The following is a 16,781-nucleotide window of genomic DNA, read 5'->3' as shown; positions in this document are numbered from 1 at the left end:
GAGCTTGAGCCGATGGTGTAATGGCGTAATGCAGTACAGGAAAAAGCACTCAGGCGGGGTGCAGAAGGGTTCGCGCAACGGCGTCCAGCTCGTCTCCGTTGGAGTCGTATCGGTAAACTCTCCAATTAAAAATTGTTATGCCGTCAAGTGGCGGAGAGCACAGTTTTTTCACCGGGGGCTTTAGTTACCAAAAACAAGCGACATATCAACTAATTAAAATATTCGATTACGTTTTAATCATTTAATAACTAAGGTTTTGCGACACAAAAAATTCGCAAAACTTTACGTGTACCCTGCCGGTGCTGCCTTTGAGACTTTGAGCTGGTACGGAATAGATAGAAAAATAATCCGCCTTTAGGCTGAACCAGAGTCCCATTTGCCCCCCAACTGCCATGCGCTACATCCCTAGCTCGGATGGACAACAAACACTCTTCCTACAGAACACCGTTACATTGGCATGTTTACTGCTAAACCAGCTTACTCAATTTAGTCACATTTAAACTATTTAACAGGAGACACGAATGGATATTGCACGGTGTAGATGGTACGGCAAAACTGCCGACTGGCCTCGGCTTTTGCTCAATCTGTTGATTCTTACCCTATGCGCTGTCACTCTCACGGCACAACCGGCGCTGGCGCAAAACTTCACCTACCAGGCCGAGATGGGGTCGATGCGTTACGGCCACTCCGTCACGCTGCTGCCAAGCGGCAAGGTCTTGATCGCCGGTGGCTACAACGACACCTCGTGCCTCAACTCCGCCGACATCTACGACCCCAAGACCGGAGCTATTTCCAAGGCACGCCCTATGCTCTTTCCCCGCAAGGATCATTCCGCCACCCTCATGGCAAACGGAAAAGTCCTCATTGTCGGGGGACGCAATGGATTGGAGACAGTAAACGCTGCCGAAATATTTGATCCCGCCACCGGCGTCTTCAACAAGACCAAAGGAACACCCCTCGATCGTATCGGACACTCGAGCACCCTGCTCCCCTCCGGCAAGGTACTTATTTCGGGCGGCACCACGGGAAACGCACCGGCAACGACAGCCGAAATTTACGATCCCAAGACTGACTCCTTTGTCGCGCTTCCCTCCAAATCCGCGCCGCGGATTAACCAGAACGCAATCTTACTGCAAAATGGCAAGGTCCTGATCACCGGCGGCCTGCAAGACGACGTCTACGTCGCAACGGCAGAAATCTTCGACCCCACTACCGGTAAATTCGCAGTCACCGGTTCCATGACCACACCTCGCTCCGCCCACTCCGCCACGCTGCTCGCAGACGGCAAGGTACTGATCGTCGGCGGACGCAACGGGGCCAACATCTTGCAAACCGCGGAGGTCTTTGATCCCGCCACCGGCAGTTTCACCGCAGTCTCTGCACTGAGCTCAGGGCGCTCCGACTGCACCTCCACCCTTTTGCCCAACGGCACGGTCCTGGTTGCCGGGGGACGCGACGAGAAAGGCTACCTAAACAGTGCCGAGGTCTTCGACCCCGCCAGCGCGGCCTTTGTCCCCACGGTAAACATGACCTCGGTTCGCGACGTTCACTCGGCCATCCTTCTTCAGAACGGAACCGTCCTTATCACTGGCGGTTGGAACGGCCTTTCCGCAGCGAGTAGCGCAGAGATTTTCAACCCGGAGTTGCCGAAGAAAACCTACAAGCTCCTGCTGAATATGGTGGGAAATGATGACGTCACCGTCGGGTTCTCCCCCGGTGAGAAATGTTCAGGTACCTGCAACCAGTGGTTCCCCGCCGGCACTATGGTGAACCTCTCGCCGGTCCTTTCGGAAAACTCCCAGTTTCTGGGGTGGTCAGGGTGCGACTCCACGTCGGGGACCGTCTGCAGCGTGGCCATGAACGACAACCGGCTGGTCAAACTGAAGAGCACCGGTGTCACAGCATCCGGCAGTGCAAACCAGGTTGCCATTACCGCAACGGCTGGCCCCCACGGGACCATCTCCCCCGCGGGAATAACCTTGGTGGACCGATTCGGAAACTTGACCTACACCATCACTGCCGATACCGGCTACCACATTGAAGACGTGCTGGTAGACGGCAGTAACGATCTCGGGGCCATTGACACGTTCACCTTCACCAACGTCAAGGAATCCCATACCATCTCGGCGACCTTCGCCCTCGATGGCGCCTTCACCATAACTGCAGGAGTTGCTGACCCGGCCACCGGTTCCATCTCCCCTTCCGGACTAGTCTCGGTCAAGACCGGGAACAGCCAATCCTTCACCGCGACCCCGGCTGCCGGGTACGCCATTCAGGACCTTATCGTCGACAACGCATCGGTCGGTGCGGTCACGGACTACACTTTCACCGATGTGACGGCGAATCATAGCATCACCGCCTCCTTCGCCCGATCAGTTTTCACCATTACCGCAACGGCTGGACCCGACGGAACCATCACGCCGGAAGGGCCAACCAGTGTCACCAGCGGTTCAAACCAGAGCTACACCATCACCGCCGCCGCAAACTACCAGGTCAAGGACGTCGTCGTCGACGGCACCTCGGTGGGGGCGGTAACCTCGTACACCTTCAGCGACGTGACCGCGAACCACACCATCGCAGCCACCTTCACCCCTATTGTCTATACCGTGACGGCAAGCGCCGGCGCCAACGGGAGCATCACCCCCGAGGGGGCAACCGGGGTCAAAAGCGGCACTGACCAGAGCTACACCATCACCCCCGCTTTGAACTACAAGGTGGCTGACGTCGTCGTCGACGGCGTTTCCGCTGGGGCGGTGACAAGCTACACCTTCTTCAGTGTGAACGCAAACCACACCATCGCCGCCACCTTCACTCCCATCGTGTACACCATCACGGCCACTGAAGGCCCCAACGGGAGTGTCAGCCCAGCAGGAACGACGAGTGTCAACAGCGGCACGAGCCGGATATATACCATCACTGCCGCCCCCAACTACAAGGTGGCCGATGTCGTGGTTGACAACGTTTCGGTAGGTGCGGTAACAAGCTATAGCTTCGAAAACATCACCGCCAACCACTCGATTGCCGCAACGTTCACCCCCATCATCTACACCATCACGGCCACTGCTGGAGCCAACGGGAGCATCACCCCCGCCGGGACTACCCAAGTGAACAGCGGTAGCAGCCAGAGCTATTCCATTAGCGCCGCAGCCAACTACCAAGTGGCCAATGTGGTAGCGGACGGTGTATCCCTGGGGCCGGTGGCGACGTACAGCTTCGCCAACGTAACCGCTAACCACACCATTGCAGCCACCTTCGCCCCCATCGTGTACACCATCACGGCCAGCGCCGGGCCCAATGGAACGGTCGACCCCGCCGGGGCTTTGGGGGTCAACGCCGGTTCCGACCAAAGCTACACCATCACCGCCGCCGCCAACTACACGGTGGCCGACGTGCTCGTCGACGGGGCCTCGGTTGGGCCTGTTACGAGCTACAGCTTCACCAACATCAGTGCCGGCCACACGCTCAGCGCCACCTTTACCCCCATTGTCTACACGATCACGGCAACAGCTGGGGTAAACGGTACCATCGATCCGGCCGGAGCTAGCAGCGTAAACAGCGGCACCGCCAAGGTCTACGCCATCCTCGCCGATGCACACTACCGTATTGCCGATGTCCAGGTCGACGGACTTTCCGTAGGCGCGGTGTCAAGCTACAGTTTCGAAAACATCGCCGCCAACCACACCATTGCCGCAACCTTCACCCCCATCGTCTACACCGTAACGGCTAGCGCCGGCCCCAACGGCACCATCGACCCGGTGGGACCGAGGGAGGTGAACAGCGGTACCAGCGCGGTCTACGCCATCACGCCGCTCCCCAACTACAAGATCGCCGATGTCGTCGTCGATGGGAAGTCAGTGGGCGCCACCACGAGCTACACCTTCAGTAACATCACCGGCGATCACACCATCGCGGCGACCTTCGCCCCCATCATCTACACCATCACTGCCGCCGCGGACGCCAATGGCAGCGTGACCCCGGCGGGCTCCACCGATGTCGTCAGCGGCTCCACCCATAGCTACGCCATCACCCCGTCGCCGAACTACAAGGTAGCCAACGTCCTGGTGGACGGCTCTTCCGTCGGCGCCGTCACCAGCTACACCTTCGTCAACGTCGCGTCTAACCACACCATCTCCGCGACCTTCACGCCCATCATGTACCAGATCAGCGCCAGCGCCGGTACCAACGGGAGCATCACGCCCGTAGGGGCGACCAGCATAGCCAGTGGTTCCTCCATCACCTATACCATCACCCCCAGCACCGGCAGCACCGCGACCGACAGCTATAAGGTCGCCGCGGTCCTCGTCGACGGCAAGTCGGTGGGGGCGTTAAGAAGCTACACCTTCGCCAACGTCACAGCGGATCACACCATCACTGCCGCCTTCACTCCGCTGGAGGCGAGCCTCGACTACTTCGTCGTAACCGCCACTGCCGGCTTCGGAGGGAGCATCAGCTCCGCAGGTGACAGCGTGCTCTATCCCCACGAAAACAGCCCGGTTTACAGTATCGCAGCCGCCCAGGGATATGACATTGCCCAGGTCACCGTCGATGGTGTTGCCATGGGGCCGATAACGAGCTACAGCTTCGTCGACGTCACAGCCAACCACACCATCACCGCATCCTTCACCATCAAGACCTACGAAGTGATTGCGACAGCCGGGGCAAACGGAAACGTGACCCCCGCCGGCACCAGCGAGGTCCCCTACGGAGGCAGCGTCACCTATACCATCACCCCTGCTGCCGGCTACCGGATTGCTGATGTCCAGCTTGACGGCAAGTCACTCGGCGTTGTCCAGAGCTACACCGTCAGCAACGTTACGGCAAACCACTCCCTCACGGCGGCGTTCGTTCCGATAACCTACCGCATTTCAGCCTCTGCCGATGCGAACGGCAGCATCACCCCGGTAGGGGAGAGCGTACTGAACAGTGGCGCGAGCATAACGTACACCATTACCCCCATCGGCCTGTACCGGATCGCGGACGTGCAGGTGGACGGCGTCTCCGCCGGCAAGCTGTCAAGTTACACCTTTACCAGCGTCTCTGCTGACCACACCATCAGCGCCAGCTTCGAACCGCTGGTGGCCGGGGTTGACTACTTCGCCATCACCGCCAGCACGACCACCTCGGGCGGAAATATCACCCCCGCAGGGACCACCAATGTCCTCAAGGGAGCCAACAGCCCCGTCTATACGGTAACTCCGGATACCGGTTACGTCATTGTATCCATAGGGGACAACGGGGTACAGATCGCCAGGCGCCCTGCAGCGCCGTACACCTACACCTTCACCAACGTCCTTAAGGCGCACACGCTTACCGCGAGCTTCCAGCTCGCTACCTTCACCCTTACCCCCATTGCCACCGGCAATGGCACCATCTCGCCGGCGTACCCGGTTTCCCCGACCTACGGGTCGAGTTACTACTTCCGGTTCACGCCCGCCGCCGGATACCACATCGGCGACGTCGTGCTCGACGGCACCACCTCGCTTGGGCCGGTGGACGGATACAATTTCACCAATATCACCGCAAACCACACCATAGAGGCCAAGTTCGAAGCAAACGCCTCCATCACCATCTCCGCCAGCGCTGGGCCTAACGGCAGCATCAGCCCTGTAGGTGACAGCTCCGTGCTGAGCGGCAGCAACGTAACCTACACAATGACACCGGCGCCCGGGTACCGGGTAGCCGACGTGGTCGTCGATGGCGTCTCCAAAGGGGCCCTCACCAGCTACACCTTCACCAAGGTGTCCGCGGTCAACCACACCATCGCGGTCTCCTTCACGCTCAATGTCTACACCATCACTGCTGCCGCCGGCGCTAACGGGGCCATCACGCCTTCAGGCGTCACCACCAACATCGCCCCGGGTGCATCGCTCACCTACACCTTCACCCCTGCACTCGGGTACAAAGTGGCCAGCATCGTCGTCGACGGTTCATCTAAGGGAGCGGCCGATAGTTATACCTTCACTAACATCATGGCCGACCACACCATTAGTGTGAGCTTCACGCAGATCACCTACACCATCACCCAGTCCGCGGGCGAGGGGGGCGTGAACTATCCCAACACCACAGCCTACATCGGCTACGGCGGCAACGCGACGTACACCATTCAGCCAAGTCCCGGGTATCACGTGACCGATGTCCTGGTGGATGGCGTGTCGGTTGGCGCCGTGTCCACCTACACCTTCACGAACGTGACCGCTGACCATACCATCCAGTCCGTTTTCGGGCTGAACCCCACCGTAATCATCACCGCGACTGCCGGTGACAACGGCACCATTAGCCCTGCCGGAGCAGTGTCCGTCGTTTCCGGCAAGAGCATCACCTTCACCTTCACCCCTGCGGCAGCGTACCGCGTTGCCGACGTGGTGGTGGACAACGTCTCCAAGGGAGCGCTGAACAGCTACACCTTCACCAACGTCTCCGCTCAGGACCACACCATCACGGTTTCCTTCACCTTCGATTCCTACATCATCAGTACCACCGCCGGAGCAGGAGGGAGCATCTCTCCTTCCGCCAATGTCACCGTCGCCAAAGGGGGGGACAGCCCCATGTACACGGTAACCCCGGACCTCGGCTACCTGATCGTATCGGTCGGAGATAACGGGAAACCGTTGGCGAAGGGCCCCACCGCACCCTATACCTACACCTTCACCAACGTCACCGCGAACCACGTCCTGAGCGCCACGTTCAGGTTGCAAACCTTCACGATAACCCCGATCATCGGCGCCAACGGCTCGATGTCGCCGGCCTATCCGCTGTACCCCACCTACGGTGCCAGCCAGTACTGCACGATCACCGCGAACCCGGGGTACCACGTGAAGGATGTACTGGTCGACGGTACATCCGTGGGACCGGTGACGAGCTACAACTTCACCAACATCACCGCAAACCACACGATCGAGTCGATCTTTGAGGCGAATCCCACAGTCACGGTGACGGCAAGTGCCGGGGCAGGAGGGACTATCACCCCCTCCGGGGCCGTGAGCGTGCTTACCGGGACCAGCCCGGCCTTCACCTTCACGCCAGACAGCGGGTACCGCATCGCCGCTGTTACCGTGGACGGCAACTCCGTCGGGACTCCGTCCAGCTATACCTTCAGCAAGATCGCAGCAAACCATGACATTGCGGTAACCTTCACCGAGAACACCTATACTATCAACGCCGTCACGGAACCCAATGGCACCATTACCCCGGCCGGGAAAACCATTGTAAATGGCGGTGAAAGCATTACCTACACCATCACTCCAGACGCGGGGTACAAGGTGCTGAACGTGGAGGTGGACGGCGTTTTCCAAGGCCCGCTTACTTCCTACACCTTCAGCGACATTAACGCGAACCACACCATTGACCCGTCCTTTGCGTTGATAGCTCCCTAACCCGTATTCCACTCACCCTGATTGGTGCCGGGGCACACCCGGCACCTCCCTTAGGCCCGGCAGGTTCATCCTGCCGGGCCGCCTTGTGCGTATCTCGACCGTGTCGCCGACACGCAGACGTATCCGGCAGTGGTTTGCACATTGAACGCTTTCATGCATATGGTTTATCGCTTTGCCAGTCTTCCTTCCGCGATTAACCTTGACGAGGAAGTATCTAAGAGTGCAAGCCTGTTTTACAGACATATTTCCGATGGACGATAATACGAGACAATTCGTTAAGATGGGGCGGAAAGAGACAGCCGGGTTGCCGAAATGTCACACGATATTCAGCCCCGGCTTTTTTGCGTCCAGACGCGGGAGTCGGCGGCGGCCAAGGGGATCTCATGTAGTTTGCACAACAGGCGGCGCCGCGCAACGAGCGCAGCACCAGGGAAAAACTGGGAGAGGTCTTGGTGGAGAGGGGATACTTTCCGCCGTTACCGTGGCAAGACAGGTCGCCTACGCACGCAAGAAAGGCAAGCACTTCGGCACCGTGCATCCACGCTGGCGTCCTGCGCCATCGGGTCCGGCGTTCTCACACCTCGATGAAGGAAAGGGAAAGGTCGGTGAGGTCGACCACCAGCAGCCGGTTCAGGAGCCTTGGCGCACCCGCCATGACGGCACAGAGCTCGTGGCACATCAAGCCCCCCAGCACGAACACGCTGTAGGGGGTCACCTCGATCGGTCCCGCCGGCTGGCGGCTCCCGGCATAGATCTCCTGCAGCGGCTGGGACTCGCCCTTGATGAGGGTCAGCACCTGGCCGCGATCACCCTGCACTCCGCCGTGGATGAAGCGGCATCCGTCCGGCAGTGCGGCATAGAGGGCAAAGCGGCCGGCAAAGTTGTCCAGGCAGTCGGCGACCACCACGGCCTCCCCGGGCACGCGGAAGCTCCCGTCTATCCTAAGGTCATGGCTGACGATCTCGACTGAGGAGTTGATCGCCTGCAACCGCTGCCGCGCCACCAGTACCTTCTTTTGTCCCAGGTCGCATTCCCCGTACAGGCTCTGCCGGTGCAGGTCGGACAGCTCGACCGTGCCGTCGTCGATGAGGTGCATCCTGCCGACGCCGGCGCGCGCCATCACCTGGCTCACCGTGGCCCCCAGCCCGCCGACCCCTGCCACCACCAGCGTCGTCGATGCGATCCTGCGCTGTTGTTCCTCTCCCCAGAACAGCTGCTGCCTGGCGTAGCGGTCGTCAGCCATGACTCACCCTCCCGCTCCCGGCGGAAAGAGTGCCAGAACGTCTCCGTCCTTGACCTCGGTCTCCAGCTTGTCCAGGTGCAGGATGTTCCTGCGGTTCAAAAGGATGATGGTGCCGATGTGCAGCAGGTTGTCGCCGCTGAACAGTTTCCCCGTCACCGGAACGCGCTCGGTCGCCTGGAAGCGCTCCAGGAGCGAGGCCACCGTGTCCCCCTCCTGCCAGGGAAGCTCGGCGTACTCCCTGCCGGACAGGGCCAGCCGCAGCGTGCCGTAAAACTGGAGCCGTACCATTGCGTCTCCCCTCAGGCGATCTGCCGGGTGAAGGCTCCGTAGCCGGCATCCCCCTGCACGAGCCGCCGCCCCGGGAAGGAGAGCCGCGTCCGCACCATGTGGTAGTAGACGCCCGAGTCGTTGGTCTCCCCGATTAGCACGGCGCCAATGACGCGCTCTTTACCGTCCAGGAAGAGCTTGCGGTAGCGGCGCGAGGCCAGCGAGCCGTGCACAACGGTCCGCGGCGCGTCGTCGGAGCAATAGCCGATTGCCGCCACGTCAAGGCCGAATACCTCGGTGATGTTGTTCTTCATGCTCCCTTCATAGCACTGCTGCAGACCTAGCATGTTGCGTGCGGCGACCTCCCCCTGCTCGACCGCCGTGATCCAGTTGCCCTGGACCGTGGTCGCGCCGGTCACATAGTCCCTGCCCTGGGCCGCGTCCCCCGCGGCATAGATAGCGGGACAACTGGTCCGGCAGCAGTCGTCGACGAGGATGCCGTCGGCGACGGCAAGCCCCGCCTCCCGGGCGAGCAGGGTGTTGGGGAGCACCCCCTTGCCCACCAGCAGCACGTCGCTGTCGAGGCTTTTGCCCGAGGCGAGCGACAGCCGCAGCCGCTCCCCCTCCCGCACCCCGGTGATATCCTCGCGCTTGTGTAGCACCACCCCAGCCGCCTGGAAATGCTCCTCCAGGACCGCCGCCGACTCGGCATCGAGCAGGCGGCTGAAGATCCGGTCCGAGCCGACCACCAGGTGCCGCTCGACCTCGGGCGGGAGGTGGGAGAGTACCGGTACGCTGACCAGCCCCGCGCCGAGCGCGGTGACGCATCTGGCCCGTTGCAAAAGCGCGGCAAGCCGGTCCGCGTCCGCAAGATGGCGCAGTGTGCTGACCCGCTCGAGCCCCGGCTGGAACTGGCGCGCCTCGCTTCCCAGGGCGAGGAGCAACGCGCCGAAGCCGAGCACGCTCCCGCCGGCCAGCCGCAGTTCGCGCCGGTCGGCATCGAGGGAGAGCGCCGCCTGCCCGAACAACGTGGTCACCCCCATGTCGCGGTAGAAAGTCTCGTCGACGATGAATAGGTTTTCCCTGCCAGTCTTGCCGCCGATGAAGTACGGCGTCAGCACCCGGGAATAGGCCGGGCACGCTTCCCGGTCCACCAGGGCGACGCTCACCCGGCTCGAGTGACGGCGTATGGTGCGCACCGCCTGCAACCCCGCCGCCGAATTGCCGACGATGACGATATCAAACTGCTGCATGCCACGTTCCTCCAGGAACATCTGTCTTTTCCCTCGCCCCTCGGGAGAGGGTGGCCGAAAGCCGGGTGAGGGCGCTGCCACGAAGTGACTCCGGAGCATGATGCTGCGCCCTCACCCCGCCCCTTTCCCAAAGGGAGAGGGAGAATGTGCTTACGAAATCCCCAGCGACTTCACCTTCTCCGCGCTCGGAATCCCCTGCTCCCACCCCCGGGCGCGGTAGTACTCCGACAGCATCTCGGGAAGGTGCGACACCGCCCCCTTCATCGGCCCGTCCGGCAAGGGCTCGCTCAGGATGCGCCTGGGCAGGGTGTCCTGGGACGGGTCGATCCCCGCCTTCAGGTTGAAGAGCCGCTCCATGGTGTAGATCCGGTCCCCCGCCTCCAGCATCTGCTCCTCAGTCAGGGTGTGCCCGGTCGCCGCGTTGAAGAGCCTTGTCACCTGCGGGATGCCGATAGCGAAGGTGGTGAAGAGGCAGACCCCGGCGGAATCGACCACCGCGGTCACGTCCTGGAAGGCCTTGGCCCAGGCAGCCTTACCCTCGACCGCCTCCGGGGCAAGCTTCTCCGGGACACCGAGGATCTCCGGCGACACCAGGTAGCCGCGTACGTGGCAGGCGCCGCGATTGCTGGTTGCGTACTCGAGCCCCATCCCCTGGATGGCGCGGCCGTCGTAGGCGGGGAACTCCTGCTTCTTGACCGACATGGAGAGTTCGGGAGCGCCGCAGCTCTCGGCCAGCCGGTACGAGCCCTGCCCTGCCCTCGTGCCGAACCCTTCCCCCTTGCCGGTCATCTCCACCAGCCGCACCATGGCGTCGGCGTCGCCGAACTTCAGCGGCATGCCGGTGTCGGCGTCGGTCAAGAGCCCTTTCTCGTACAACTCCATGGCGCAGGCCACCGTCGCCCCCATAGTGATGGTGTCCATGCCGTACTCGTCGCACAGGTAGTTTGCCTTGACGATGGCGGCCAGGTCGGCCACGCCGCAGTCGGCCCCCAGTGCCCAGAGGGTCTCGTACTCCGGCCCCTCGCCGCTGCCGGAGAAGCGCGGGTCGGTGAGCCTGGTGACGCGCCCGCAGGCGATGACGCACCCCATGCATCCCTTGTTGCGCTTGAGATAGGTCTGGGCCAGGCGTTCCCCTGAGATATCCTCGGCCTTGTCGAAGGTGCCGCTTTGCGAGTTGCGGGTGGGGAGCGCGCCGCTTTGGTTGATGATGTTGACCAGGACCGCCGTCCCCAGAGCGGGAAGCCCCTGCGCCGAAACCGGGTGCTGGCGCAGCATCTTCAAGGTCTCGCGCGCACCCTCGCGGAAGGCCGCCTTGTCAGCCGCCGTCACGCCGCCGGTCCCGCGCACCGCCACCGCCTTCAGGTTCTTGCTCCCCATCACCGCGCCCACACCGCTTCTCCCCGCGGCCCGGTGCTTGTCGTTCACGATGCAGGCGAAGTGGACCAGCTTCTCGCCCGCCGGCCCGATACAGGCGACCTTGGCGTCGCCGTGGAATTCGGCGCGGATGGCGTCCTCGGTCTCGTCGGTGGTCTTGCCCCACAGGTGCGTGGCGTCGGCCAGTTCCACCTTGTCGTTGTGGATCTTCAGGTACAGGGGCGCTTCGGCTTTCCCCTCGATGATGACCAGGTCGTACCCGGCATACTTCAGCTCGCAGGGGAAGTACCCTCCCGAGTTGGAGCAGGCGATGGTGCCGGTGAGCGGGGACTTGGTCACCACCATGTAGCGGCCGTTGGCCGCCCCGTAGGTCCCGGTGAGCGGCCCCGTTGCGAGGATTAGCTTGTTATCGGGGTTGAGCGCATCGATGGCGGGATCGACCTCCTGCGCCAGGTACTTCGACGCCAGGCCGCGGCCGCCAACGTAGGCGGCGGCCCATTCCAGGTTGAGCGGCTCAATGGTGCAGCTCTTGTCGGTCAGATTCACGCGCAGCAGTTTACCGTGCCAGCCGTTTCCCATATCACACCTCCCCCTGTCCGTCTTTCATGGTCCTGGCGAATCGCAACACCTTCTCCCGCAAGGGGAGGTCCTCCTCCGAATACATGAGACAGTGGGTCGGACAGAAGGCAACGCACTCCGGGAAATCGCCGCCGCACAGGTTGCACTTGTCCGCCTTGCCGGTTTCGTCCAGGTACTTGATCATGCCGAACGGGCAGGCGCTGACGCAGGTGCGGCAGCCGACGCACTTCACGTCATCGACGGTGACGATGCCCGAGGTGACGTCCTTGTCGATGGCGCCCTTTGGGCACGCCTTCAGGCACCACGGGTCGTTGCATTGCATGCAGGTGACAGTGATGAACTGGGCCTCCTCCATGAAGACCTCGTTCACGATGCGGGACTTGCTCGGTGCGAACTCCCCTCGATGCTTGAAGGAACAGGACATCTCGCAGTTCTTGCACCCGATACACTTGGACGGCTCGACGCGAATCAACTTCTGCATGCTTAACCTCCTGTTGGATGACTTCTGCAGCTATGTGGGATGAGGCGATGAGCAGGTTGTCACAGTGATCAGTGCCTGAAGTAGAAGACAACCTCCTGACAGTTTGCGTAAAGGTGTCGTCGCGGGACAAACGCAACAACTATTACATAACTTTAAAAAATATCCAGTTCACAACCATCATCGAGAGAAGGAGACGGGAAGAACGGCCAAGTCACACAGCGCCCGACACGAAAAAAGGCTTACCTCGTGAGAGGTAAGCCTTTTTATCCAGTTCCGAGAGGTTCGCTGTCGGGCCCCGTTCTTGCCCTTCAAGCGGATTTTTCCTCTACGCTGTGCCCTGCTAGGGAGTAGTCGGGGTCTGTGTTGCAGTTTGGTGCATGGCGAGTGCGCGGTCCTGCATCGATTGCGGCATGGTCGTCTTCGCCTGGGACGCCATACTCGCGTGCGTCCCCTTGGATCCCTTGGCCATCCCGCTCGATGCGGCGCCGGACATGCCGGCGTTCATCCCTGCGCCTGTACCGGCCGCATCGTTCCCTGCCCCCATTCCCGCACCGCTCCCGGCTCCCATCCCTGCACCGCTCCCGGCCCCCATTCCTGCACCAGTCCCGGCACCCATTCCTGCACCAGTCCCGGCACCCATTCCTGCACCAGTCCCGGCACCGGACCCTGCGCCCATTCCGCCACCGTGGCCAGCGCCACCACCCATCCCGCCCCGGGCCATGCCCTGGCTGGCAAATGAAAGCAAGGTTATCGCGGTCACCGCATAAATCGCAAACGTTCTTTTCATGGGTCCTACTCCTTTGAAGGGATTGTTGCTGCTGCGTCTGTTTTTTACACAAGCCATGCCACGCACGCTGATTTGTGTTGCCGGTTGTGATTACCGACAGTTACAGCGGCCTGCCGGGCCAGCTCCCCCCAAAGTCGGTGCAAACGGTTTCACCTCGCAGTGAAAGGTTCTGCACATCGCGCCGTTGTCGAAATGCGTTGATTGTCTCTATCCCAACCGTTGCTCTTCACACCTGCAGTGTCCCTAATTGCATCCCCCCTGCTCCGAATAATGCCTGTTGTAGCAATCAGGGCAAATACCGTGGCTGAACTGGGCGTCGGAGTTTTCCGTCAGGTACTTCTCCAACTGCTCCCAGCTCTGGTTGTTGTCGTGGATCTTCTTGCAGTGCATGCAGATGGAGATCATCCCTTCCAGCCGCTTGGTCCTGGCTAGGGTCTCCTGGAGTTCCTCCTTCTGCCGCGTCAGCATTTCCTGCTGCCGCTTCTGAGCCGAGATGTCGGTCACCGAGAAGACGACCAGGGAATCCCCCTGCTCGGGACAAACCTTGACGGCGTGATCCAGGGCCCAGAACGTCTCACCGTTTTGGCGCATGTACTCCACCTCGCCCGAGAAGCGCCCCACCGCCTCGATGGCGGCATACAGCTTCCCGCCGTAGTCCCGGTACTTCTCCTCGCTTTCGAACAGGCACCGGGCGTCGCGACCGTTCAGCCCTCCGGCAGCAAAACTGAACATCGCCTCGACAGCGGGATTGCAGCGGTAGATGACCCGGTCTTTCAGGATGCAAAGCCCCGTCGGCAGCGCTTCCAGGATGGCATGTTGCTCCCTGGAAAGCTCCGCTATCTCCTGGTCTGCCTCCTCCTTGGTAAGCAAAAGGATCCCGAATCCGTTGACCAGAAGTCCCGCCAGCATGGTGAGAAAGGAAACCTTCTGAATCAGGTTGTCGGTGAAGAGGTTGAACTCATGGCTGGGGAAGGCGAGGATGCCGCGTGCAGCAATGATGAGGGCAAGAAAGCAGATGCACCACCCAAGAGTAGCGCGCAGTGGCGATTTCCTGACTGGGCGCTGCAGGAGGACCCAACCGCTGGTAGCGAGGAAGAAGGCGGCGCAAAGGGACGCGGCCGCGATGCGCAGCGGGCTGGGGAGCGGAGTGACCAAGACACAGATGGCGATGACAGCGATGAAGGAGGCGGTGCGCAACCTTAAGGGGACGGTCGTTCCCGCTATGCGCAAGATGGCCCATGTCTCGTAAGCAAAACCGAGGATAAGGATGATGTTGCCGATAGTGAAGCTGAGCAGCTCCGGGATGGTACCGCGCCAGTACAGAAGAAACCACCCGCATGACTGGAGCAGCTTGCCCCGCGTCCAGTCGCTATTCCTTTGTTCCCGGGCCTCAGCTCGTTGAAAGATGTAAAGCACCAGACAAAAGATGGCGTTTCCGAACGACAAGGTGAGTATCAGGGTCTTTATGTCCATCATGCTTCCTACTTGAGTGTGAGCAACTATATGAGCGAGGTCATGCTAGAGATTATCAGTTTGAGCATTAGTTACAACGTGATCCACTGTGACCGAAAGTCCTCAAAATGAAACATCTATAAAAAAGGCCTACCTCGCAGAAGGTAAGCCTTTTATCGTTTAGCTGTGCATGGCACCCCGTTTACTTGACGGTGTAGTTGATAACCGAGCTCCCGCCGCAGGAATAGGTGAGCTCCCTGGTCACCATCTTGGAGATGGTGCCGGTCTCGGTGTCCATCTTGCGGGCGAAGATGAGGACCTTGTTGTTGCTCAGGTAGGTATAGGTCCCCACCACCGCCTCGGGCTGCTGGTACTCGTTTTTCTTCACCTCGGTGGCCCTGCGGGTCAGCACCACCAGCCCGTTTTCGGACAGCTTGAAGTACTTGGCGAACTCCGCCTGCACGATCTTGTAGCAGCACACCGAATTCAGCCCGCCCCGCATCAGCTCGCCCATGAGCATCCCCGACTGGCTGGGGACGAGGCTCTGCAGGTCGGCGAAATCGGTCACCATGACCGTCGCCCTCCCCCCGGTCGGCTCCTGGCAGGAGGCGGGCGCGCCGCAGGTCTGTCGGTCGGCGCACTTGTCGGTGCACAGCTCCAGGGCCATGTCATGGAACAGGGTCTTCATGTCGGTAGCGTCGAGCAGCATGGGCAGGGTCTTGTTGTGGCAGTCCCCCCCCACGTTGACGGGAAGAGTACCCGCGCATCCCGACAACAGGGAACCGGCGATGAGGGCAAGGAGCACCAGGCGCACCGGTTTCATTTACGGCTCCCCTCGCCGGCCGGACTCTGGCCGCCCCAACAGGTCGGGATGTCCCGGCAGCTGTAGGGGGTATCGCCGACGATCTTCATGGTGCTCAGCCTGTCCTCGCGGAAAAGCAGGCTGTCAATGTAGTGGTTCCTGGGGAGATGGATCTGCCCCGAGGAGATCACCAGGCCGGTGCCGATGTCCATGACCCTGGCGTTGACGACCAGGTGGTTGTCGGCAACGGAATAGGTACCGGTGACCACGCCGCCGATCTTGTACAGGGCCCGGATCTTCTGAATGTCGCGGCTCAGGGAAAACTCGCCGTGCTCGTTGACGGTGGTGTCCTTGGCAAGCCTCACCTCGTAGACCTTCCACTTGCGCACCTGGAGCTCGTGGATGACGTCCTCGGCGACCAGCCTACCGAAGGAAGTGGTCTCGTTGAGGTTGTCGAGATTGACGAAACTGGTGACGATGAAGGTATTCTCCAGGCTCTTGCGGTCGGCGTTTCTCTCCAGCTGGTCGGTCATGAAGATCATCCGGGCGTTGAATTTGCCCACTTGGGTGAGGCTGTCCTGAACCTGCAGCGGCTCGTCCACGATGTAGCGCTGGTCCGAAGCGAGGCTCTCTTTCTGGTAGCTGTCAGCGTCCCGGTGCATGGAAGCAGGGCCCATGGTGGCGGAGTTGGCGCAGGCCGAAAACAGCCCGACGGCGGCTATAAGTGCCAGTGCCTTGACGTGGTATCTCACAGGTCACCTCCCTCGCGCCCGATCTCTGTGCGCGGTTGCAGGATGTACTCGACGCGGTTGGACATGTACTCGAACTGCTTCAACCGGTAGGAGACAGGGTAGTCGCGGTTGATGTTAGAGCACCAGTTGTCCCAGGTCACGTTGTACCCGTCACGAAAGCACAGAGAATCGGTAGTGCAGGGAATGAAGGTGCGGCTCCTGACACCGTCATTGAGTACCACGGGGGTGGTTGTGGCACAGCCAGCTACGGCGCTGGACAGCAACACGAATAAAGCCAGTCGTTTCATCGTCCCTCCTGGATGAGTTTATTTGACAGTTCTTGCATCAAGATTCACTCATCGGACCGACGACTTCATTCTTAAGTCAGGAAAAGGGAAATCTTCTCCCACTATTAACCACAAAAACCAGCGCCAATGTC

Annotated in this window: 12 protein-coding genes; 1 reads left to right on the top strand and 11 read right to left on the bottom strand. The window is 60.9% G+C overall.

The window, feature by feature from the left end; genetic code table 11:
* Window positions 1-521 precede the first annotated feature (521 nt).
* Window positions 522-7,373 (top strand): InlB B-repeat-containing protein, encoded by a 6,852-nt coding sequence (locus tag K7R21_RS00885; protein ID WP_224981338.1) that lies wholly within the window; start codon window positions 522-524, stop codon window positions 7,371-7,373.
* Window positions 7,374-7,947: 574 nt separating this feature from the next.
* Here K7R21_RS00885 and K7R21_RS00880 read toward each other — a convergent pair.
* The 11 genes from K7R21_RS00880 to K7R21_RS00830 form a co-directional block, all read right to left on the bottom strand.
* Complete coding sequence (locus K7R21_RS00880) at window positions 7,948-8,616, bottom strand: HesA/MoeB/ThiF family protein (protein WP_224981336.1); 669 nt, start codon at window positions 8,614-8,616, stop codon at window positions 7,948-7,950.
* Window positions 8,617-8,619: 3 nt separating this feature from the next.
* Complete coding sequence (locus K7R21_RS00875) at window positions 8,620-8,904, bottom strand: MoaD/ThiS family protein (protein WP_224981334.1); 285 nt, start codon at window positions 8,902-8,904, stop codon at window positions 8,620-8,622.
* 11 nt (window positions 8,905-8,915) lie between these two features.
* Window positions 8,916-10,136 (bottom strand): NAD(P)/FAD-dependent oxidoreductase, encoded by a 1,221-nt coding sequence (locus K7R21_RS00870; protein ID WP_224981332.1) that lies wholly within the window; start codon window positions 10,134-10,136, stop codon window positions 8,916-8,918.
* A gap of 150 nt (window positions 10,137-10,286) precedes the next feature.
* Window positions 10,287-12,089: an aldehyde ferredoxin oxidoreductase family protein gene (locus K7R21_RS00865; RefSeq protein WP_224981330.1), complete on the bottom strand. Its 1,803-nt coding sequence runs from the start codon at window positions 12,087-12,089 to the stop codon at window positions 10,287-10,289.
* Between the two features lies 1 nt (window position 12,090).
* Entirely contained in the window at window positions 12,091-12,570 is a 480-nt protein-coding gene (locus K7R21_RS00860) for a 4Fe-4S dicluster domain-containing protein (RefSeq protein ID WP_224981329.1), read from the bottom strand.
* 340 nt (window positions 12,571-12,910) lie between these two features.
* Window positions 12,911-13,075: a hypothetical protein gene (locus K7R21_RS00855; protein ID WP_224981328.1), complete on the bottom strand. Its 165-nt coding sequence runs from the start codon at window positions 13,073-13,075 to the stop codon at window positions 12,911-12,913.
* Window positions 13,072-13,305 carry a hypothetical protein gene (locus K7R21_RS00850; protein ID WP_224981327.1) on the bottom strand — a complete coding sequence of 78 codons (234 nt, stop codon included), beginning with the start codon at window positions 13,303-13,305 and terminating at the stop codon, window positions 13,072-13,074. Before K7R21_RS00850 ends, K7R21_RS00855 begins: the two co-directional genes overlap by 4 nt.
* A 295-nt stretch (window positions 13,306-13,600) precedes the next feature.
* Window positions 13,601-14,830, bottom strand: coding sequence for a PAS domain-containing protein (locus tag K7R21_RS00845; protein ID WP_224981326.1), 1,230 nt, complete (start codon window positions 14,828-14,830; stop codon window positions 13,601-13,603).
* Between the two features lie 181 nt (window positions 14,831-15,011).
* Window positions 15,012-15,632, bottom strand: a complete 621-nt coding sequence (locus K7R21_RS00840) for a FlgO family outer membrane protein (RefSeq protein ID WP_224981325.1) — start codon at window positions 15,630-15,632, stop codon at window positions 15,012-15,014.
* A complete protein-coding gene (locus tag K7R21_RS00835) occupies window positions 15,629-16,363 on the bottom strand; it encodes a FlgO family outer membrane protein (protein ID WP_224981324.1) in 735 nt (244 codons plus the stop codon). Before K7R21_RS00835 ends, K7R21_RS00840 begins: the two co-directional genes overlap by 4 nt.
* Entirely contained in the window at window positions 16,360-16,650 is a 291-nt protein-coding gene (locus K7R21_RS00830) for a hypothetical protein (protein ID WP_224981323.1), read from the bottom strand. The genes K7R21_RS00835 and K7R21_RS00830 overlap by 4 nt, the downstream gene beginning before the upstream one ends.
* Window positions 16,651-16,781: the final 131 nt, after the last annotated feature.

The organism is Geomonas agri, from assembly GCF_020179605.1.
In the GTDB taxonomy this organism is placed as follows: Bacteria; Desulfobacterota; Desulfuromonadia; order Geobacterales; family Geobacteraceae; genus Geomonas; species Geomonas agri.
This window is presented reverse-complemented; position numbering and strand designations above follow the sequence as displayed.